The organism is Paenibacillus sp. CMM36 (assembly GCF_053570945.1).
Genome location: NZ_JBSEDY010000029.1, coordinates 22,200 through 29,616 on the forward strand (window position 1 = coordinate 22,200; position 7,417 = coordinate 29,616).

Annotated in this window: 6 protein-coding genes; 1 reads left to right on the top strand and 5 read right to left on the bottom strand. The window is 43.5% G+C overall.

Features of this window, described 5'->3' with window-relative positions; translation table 11 throughout:
* Positions 1-138: 138 nt before the first annotated feature.
* The 4 genes from ACWA2B_RS27030 to ACWA2B_RS27045 all read right to left on the bottom strand — a co-directional run bounded on the left by ACWA2B_RS27030 (position 139) and on the right by ACWA2B_RS27045 (position 5,177).
* Complete coding sequence (locus ACWA2B_RS27030; RefSeq protein ID WP_449292824.1) at positions 139-2,208, bottom strand: bifunctional aldolase/short-chain dehydrogenase; 2,070 nt, start codon at positions 2,206-2,208, stop codon at positions 139-141.
* Positions 2,209-2,498: 290 nt separating this feature from the next.
* Positions 2,499-3,140, bottom strand: coding sequence for an acetyltransferase (locus ACWA2B_RS27035; protein ID WP_039275128.1), 642 nt, complete (start codon positions 3,138-3,140; stop codon positions 2,499-2,501).
* Positions 3,137-4,276, bottom strand: coding sequence for a DegT/DnrJ/EryC1/StrS family aminotransferase (locus ACWA2B_RS27040; RefSeq protein ID WP_029518454.1), 1,140 nt, complete (start codon positions 4,274-4,276; stop codon positions 3,137-3,139). The genes ACWA2B_RS27035 and ACWA2B_RS27040 overlap by 4 nt, the downstream gene beginning before the upstream one ends.
* Positions 4,277-4,310: 34 nt before the next feature.
* Entirely contained in the window at positions 4,311-5,177 is an 867-nt protein-coding gene (locus ACWA2B_RS27045; RefSeq protein ID WP_069012379.1) for a glycosyltransferase family 2 protein, read from the bottom strand.
* 242 nt (positions 5,178-5,419) lie between these two features.
* On the opposite strand from ACWA2B_RS27045, the gene ACWA2B_RS27050 reads away from it, so the two are divergent.
* Positions 5,420-6,949, top strand: a complete 1,530-nt coding sequence (locus ACWA2B_RS27050; protein ID WP_069012380.1) for a glycosyltransferase — start codon at positions 5,420-5,422, stop codon at positions 6,947-6,949.
* A 129-nt stretch (positions 6,950-7,078) separates the two neighbouring features.
* On the opposite strand, the gene ACWA2B_RS27055 is transcribed toward ACWA2B_RS27050, so the two are convergent.
* A complete protein-coding gene (locus tag ACWA2B_RS27055; RefSeq protein WP_449292825.1) occupies positions 7,079-7,297 on the bottom strand; it encodes a hypothetical protein in 219 nt (72 codons plus the stop codon).
* Between the last annotated feature and the right edge of the window lie 120 nt (positions 7,298-7,417).

Genomic DNA, 7,417 nt, shown 5'->3' on the forward strand with positions numbered 1-7,417 from the left:
TTTTTAAAGTGTTAGTGTGTGTATAACATGTGGCTTGGATTAGTGAAATAGATTAGTACATTAAATTTGTTCGTTATAATCCTAAGTGTTGAGCCGTTGAAATGAGTCTATCGCTTACCCAGGTTCATTTTAATTCGGCTAGCGTGTAAAGGCAGCGGGGACGCCGCCGTCGATGGTCAGCATACAACCTGTCGTTTTCTCTGCCTTGGATGAGGCGAAAAAGGCAATGCCCTCAGCGATATCCTGCGGGTAAATATTGACCAGCAGCGTCGTCCGTTTGCGGTAATGCTCCTCCAGCTGGTCGGGCTCAATGCCGTAGGCAGTGGCGCGTTCATTACGCCAGTTGGAGTTCCAGATTGCCGAGCCTTGCAGAATGGCATCCGGCAAAATGGTGTTCACACGGATACCATATTCACCACCTTCTGCGGCAATACAACGGGCTAAGTGCGCTTCAAGCGCCTTGACCGAGCTGTAGGCCGTTACATTTTTACCTGCGTAGACCGAGTTTTTGGAGCCGACGAACACCATGCTGCCGCCAAGTGTCTGCTCCTTCATGAGCTTGAACGCTTCTCGTGCAACCAGAAAATAACCCGTTCCCAGCACATTCACATTTAAATTCCATTCCTTTAACGATGTTTCATCGAACGGACTGGATGTAGCAAGGCCTGCATTGTTGACGATGATATCTACACCGCCATAGGTCAATGCCGTTTCTGCATAGGCAGCCTGAATTTGCTCCTCCTGCGTCACATCCATTTTTACGGCAATGGCACAGTTTTCTCCGTAGCTACTATTGATCTCTGCGGCTACCTTTTGCGCGCCTTCCAGATTCAGGTCTGCCAGTACGACATGTGCGCCTTCATCCACCAAACGACGTGCGGTTGCACTGCCAATTCCGCCTGCACCACCTGTAATGAACGCAATTTTACGGGAAAATTCAACTTCTGCTGGCGCGAGTGACAGCTTATAAAGCTCCAGCGGCCAATATTCCACGTTATATGACTTGTTCTCACTGAGTGAAACAAACTCTCCTAACGTCGTTGCCCCTCGCATAACAGCAATAGCCCGATGGTACAGAGCACCGCTTACCTGCGCATTGCTCCAGCTTTTACCTGTGTTGATCATACCAACACCCGGAACCAAAATTACACGTGGCGCAGCCTCAAACATAACATCCCCTTCAAGCCGATTGCGCTCGAAATAAGCTTGATACTGCTCCTTATAAGCTGCTATACCCTCGGCAAGCTTAACTTTCAAGCCCTCTACATCCTCCACATCCGGTGTCCAATCTACATAGAGTGGCTTCATCTTGGTATGGACCAGATGATCCGGGCACGCAGCCCCGACCTGGGATAAAGCAGCAGAATCCCGGCCGTTCACAAACTCCAACACATCTTCTGCATCATCAAAGGTTAAAATCATCTTTTTCTCATCACTGACCGCTCCCCGAATCGACGGCATAACTTGAGATGCAATGCTACGGCGTCCTTCATAAGTAAGCGCTTTATATTTTGTTCCTCCAAACGCCTGCTTTTCCTCTTGACGAGCTTTAATATAGCTTTCTGCTTCTTGGATGATATCGATCGTTTTGGCATAAGCCGCTTCGGATGTGTCTCCCCACGTAACCAGACCATGCTTTTCCATCAATACCAATTCAGCTTGTGGATGATCGAGTACACCTTGGGCAATCATTTTCGACAGCTTAAATCCAGGACGGATATAAGGCACCCATACAAAACTGTCACCGAAAATTTCCTTAGCGATTTCCTTACCGTTGTGCGCACAGCACAAGCTAATAATCGCGTCCGGGTGTGTATGATCGACATGTCTAAAAGGCAGAAAAGCATGCAATAGCGTCTCAATTGAAGCCCGTGGATGCTTGGCATCTATCATACAGTTCGCCAAATATGCGACCATATCCTCGTCAGACATATCTTCTCTTTCAAATAAAGGACGAATATCCTCCATACGAAGCCCTGTAAAGTTATGCGCTTTCATTGTTGCAAGATCTGAACCGCTGCCCTTGACGTACATCACTTCCACTTCACGTCCGCGGAAATCCTGTATCGTTGTTTTGGCCGAAGTATTGCCGCCTCCCCAGTTGCACACACTCCTATCTGTGCCAATCAGGTTAGAACGGTATACGAGCTGTTCCAGCGTGTTTTTTTGCTCAGATGCTTGTGAAGAATTCCACAGACTTTGTACCATAGGAAAAAGACCTCCAAGTTTAGTTTTAGTTTTGAAAGGCTTTATTACAGTGGTTATTCTTTATTTATGGAGACTATAACACTTTTGTTTTGATTTGAAAATAAGCAATACAAAAATAATCAAAAATAAATTTTAATTTTTATCCATCTGTAAAATGTGTACATTAATCAAAAGCCGCGCCGGGATCAGGTTATGAGAACCTTTTCCGGCACGGCCTTTTGGTAGGTAAATCACTTCATTGCCAAGCATATTACTACAAATCGAATACGCTCCGTCCAAAGAAAGACTACTCAGGGAATATCAAGTCGTTTTTTAACGACTGCTGGTACCCCTGCAGCCATGGTAAAGCTGGGTATATCATCTTTAACAAAGGCACCTCCACCTATCATAGACCAACAACCAATGTGACATCTCTCCCGTACCGAGACACCGACGCCGATATAGGCCCCCTCATCTATGGTTACGTTACCTGCCAAATTCACACCAGGGGCTATGGTTATATAATCGCCAATAACCGCATCATGACTCACGTTAACACTCCGATTGATAATCACATGCTGTCCGATCTTAATATTGTCCGACAGGACAGCCCCTTCAAAGATCATACTTCCCTCTCCAATGGTGTTTCTTCGAGACAAACGAACACGCGGATGTATTAGCGGGGCTGCGATACGAAATCCCGATTGAATTGTATGATAAGCGAATCGTTTCTTTAATGCTGGGTCACCCACTCCCGCACATATCAGTTCCACCTCATATTTTAACGCTTTAATGTCGGTCAACGTCCCCAGTACAGGAACCCCATTTACGATCTGCCCTTTCGTCTCAGGCCGTTCGTCTAAGAATCCTATCACTCGAACTCCTAACTCTTCACATAACCAGTTAATTTCCCTGGCATGTCCGCCCGATCCCCAAATCACGAGTTTCCTCATCTGGCTGTCTCTCTTCCCAAGCTTCTTAGAACATTTACAATTCTTCGAACGATAATCTCATCCAGTTCCTCCCACAAGGGCAGGCTGACAATATGTTTGGTAATATGCTCGGTAACATGAAGAGTAGACCGGGGATAACTTTGGAACTGCTTCTGCTGATGGCACGCCGGAGAAAAATAGGTTCTGGCTTCTATTGAATTAGAGGCTAATAACTTAACGACCTCTTGATTCGTGTGTGAATCCGGACTAAGAATAGGGATAAATTGATGGACAACCGATCCTTGTGTTTTTTGTACAGACCATCCTCGTTCTAATAAGTCTGCTTGGAGCAGTTCTTGAAGATAATATTCGTAGATCGTCCTTCTATTCTCCCGTACAGTTTTGAAGTGATCGAGAGTAGCTAAAGCGATAGCAGCGGTATACTCGGATATCTTACTGTTAAGACCTTGGGTGACAGACTCCCTGCTGCTGGAGAAACCGAAATTCCCCGCCTGACGAATTCGCTTAATGAGATCCTGGTCCAAACTGTATACCAATCCACCCTCTCCGATACCAAAAGATTTGGTGGCATGAAAGCTGAATACTACGGCCCCTCCAAAGCCTTTACCAAAATGGGTGGCTTCCTCGGGAGATATAGTCCCAAAACTGGCAGCAGCATCAATGACTACCGGAATTCCTTGCTCCTGCAGCTTATTGTATACAGACAAATCAATGGCTGTACCGAAAGTGGCATAAGGAACGATTACCGCAATCTCATCTCCCAGCAGCTTGACTGCCTGCTCTAACTGCTCCCTATTCATTTGCCAATTCTCCGGTTCAATGTCAAGGAAATAGGGTTCTAACCCGCACCACTCAGCAGCAAGTGGGGTGGCAGCAAAAGTAAAACTTGGCATAACTGCATATTTGCCCTGTGGTCGCTTGCTGTGAGCGATAGCCAAAATCAAGCCGATGGTAGCGTTACTAACAGTCACAGCCGAACCGATTCCATTAAACACTTGCGCAATGACCCGCTCTTCAAACAGGTTATTTAAGGGGCCATAATTGGAGTAAATTCGCGTCTCTTCTATTTTCTCAAAATTAGCAATAAATCGTTCCTTTTTTACTAAACTAGGTCGTAAGAAGGGAATTTCAAACATAAGCCAAGCCTCCTTTGCACATGGGATGAGCAAGTTAGGATTCCAATGTTTTTAATATCATTTCAATTCGCTTGATATCTGCAACAAATTGTGGACGGCCTTTTATACGTTCATGATAAGAATGAAGTGCAGTTTTAAACAAATCGTTGGTATCAAGAAATCCATCATCTCTCGAGGCAATCATAATATCTAACCATTCCGTGAACGCATTTTGACCAAGCGTTTGATTATTTTGATTGGGATGTATTCGAAAATAGCTTAGCGCTTCAGGAATATAAACTGCTTTTCCTTTGGATAGTAAGTTCAACCAGGAAGCTAAATCATTAAGAAGAGAATACTGTTTCCCTTTATAAACTCCAAACCGTTCGATAAGATCTGTTTTTTTGAAAAACACTGTTGTAGGTTCACCAATCACATTTAAACAACGAGTTAATGCAACGTTTGCCAACATTCTTCCGTCCATTATCCTTGTTTCTTCGTATAACTTTTCCGTTGCATAGAGCGGTGGGAGAATAGCCCCTAATTCATTCATGGTTTGCCGATACGAGGTAACCAGTGTGATCTTTTCAAAATTTTCAAAAAAATAGAGCATCCTTGCTATTTTTTCTTTATGAAACATATCGTCATCCATCAAGTAATTGATATATTCACCTGATGCCAAATCAAAACATTTATGCCAATTTCCAAGAAAAAGATTTTTATCATTTTTATAATATTTAACTTGGGGAAAAGAATCTAAATAAGAATCAATCATTTCTTGTACTTCATTCGTTGTACTGTCATCACAGATAATAATTTCGATGTTCGGGTAAGTTTGTTCCAATACACTGTCGATGGCGATTTTTAGTGTATGCGGCCGGTTATATGCAGGTATAACTACACTTACTAATGGGCATTCCACACTTACTCCACCTTTCTTTAATGCTTCGGTGTTTACGACGGAGGTTTCAAACGGTTTATTCGCTATGTTCATATGGGCTGGTATTTTTCTCACATCCCCGAACACATACACATACACATACATATATACTACTGGGAAATAAAATGATGCCAGGAAAATGGTTGTTTCAATAAAAACAATAGCTTACGTCTGAACGGCACCTCCCTCTCGTTGATGTTCGAAACTGGTAAAGGGGAATGATCATGTCATTGAATTTCACTCCGCTACTGACAACTCATTTATTTGTATCGAAGAAGGTTTTAAAGGATCATGTAAAAGAATTGATAGATAGATTGGAAGAAAATAACATTACAATAAACTTGTATGAGGCTGATCAGCCACTTATAGACAATAGCCTCCAAAAACCTCGGGTTTACGTCTCGATCGGAGAAGAGTGGGGAGAATTTTCAGCACTAAAAGCATTGCCTGGTCACGAAAAAAAACGCTGGTTACACTTCCAATCACCTGACGAAATTCAACCTATGCATTTATTTTTCTGCTGGCTTAAGGCAACAGATCCTCTTCCGGAGAATAGAACGATTCCTCCTACACATTTTTCTTCAAACACACCTTTAATATCCGTCTTTACTGCCAGCTACAGATCAAAGGAAAAAATTCAACGACCTTATCAATCTTTATTGAAGCAGACCTACAAGAACTGGGAATGGGTAATCGTGGATGATTCCGGTGATGAAGATGAAACGTACAAGGAGTATTTACTCCCTTTAGAGGATCACCGTGTGCGGAGATATCGCCAGGATTCCCGCAATGGTTATATAGGGGCTATCAAAAGGTTTGCAGCAGGTCTATGTACAGGGGAAATTTTGGTAGAAGTCGATCATGATGATGAGCTAACTCCTGACTGCCTGGAGAAAATCGTCAAAGCATTTCAACAAAACCCTGACTGTGGCTTTGTTTATGGGGATTGTGCTGAAGTGTATGCAGGGAGCAATCATGCACATTGGTATGGCTGGGATTGTGGCTTTGGCTACAGTGTTCATTATCGAGTCTGGCTGCATGAAATGAACAGATGGCAAAATGTACAAAAACATACGACCATTAATGGCAAAACCATTCGACATTTGGTCGGTTTACCCAATCATCCCCGTGCGTGGACAAGGGACTGTTATCATCTGATCGGGGGACATCGCAATGAACTACTGGTTGCAGATGATTACGATATGCTGGTCCGGACGTTTCTTTGCACTAAATTTGCAAACATCCCCGATTTGATATATATCCAATATCGTAACGAACATGGGAATAACACTACATTCCTAAGAAATAAGCAGATTCAGGTTCTTGTAGGGGAACTAAATAGATGCTATTTTCAAAGGATACAAATGAGACTGAAAGAACTCGATTTACCACAGCAATTGCCTTATCGTCGTATATGGGAGACTTCTACGGATGATCCTGCCCGGAAATCTGCTCACGTTATTCAAGAAGATACTTCTAAATTCTCGATATTGTTCCCTATCCCCCATTCCTGTCCTGAAATAGAGCACACCCAATTAATTAAAACGCTCCAAAAGGGCATTGAAAACAACTTTAGGGAGATCGAAATTGTGGTTGTAGGTCGAATTCCATCAGAAATCGAAACCTATGCCTCCAAAGCTCCCAGGGGAGCCATACGATGGTGGCCTATGGAGCCAAATGATTCATTAGAAACTTGTATTCAATATGGAAAATTTATTGCGTCCTGCAAAGAGAAAGTGGTTGTGTTGCCGTAAATTACAACAAGGCTGATTAGAATATTAGCCAACAATTATTTTCCAATACCTTTGTCAAGTCTCTCTGAATCATTTCCATGAGACTTCGACAAAGGTTTTTTTTGTTACAGCAGGACTGCAAACATTAACTTAAGACAAAAAAAGGACCCAAAAGTTATAAATAACTTTTGAGTCCTCTAAATATACCTTGACCTTAAGCTGGTCCTTGGTCACCTTGCGGTCCTTGAACACCCTGAGGGCCTTGGTCGCCTTGCACGCCTTGAACTCCTTGAGGTCCTTGGTCGCCTTGCACGCCTTGAACACCCTGAGGTCCTTGGTCGCCTTGGACGCCTTGAGGTCCTTGATCACCTTGGGCTCCTTGAACTCCGTCACTAATGAGGCAGAAGTTCGCTCCATGCTGAAAAAGCCTGCAGAATTAACGTTTCGCAGTGCAACGGCAGCAGATGCTAAGAAGCCAGGTCAATACAG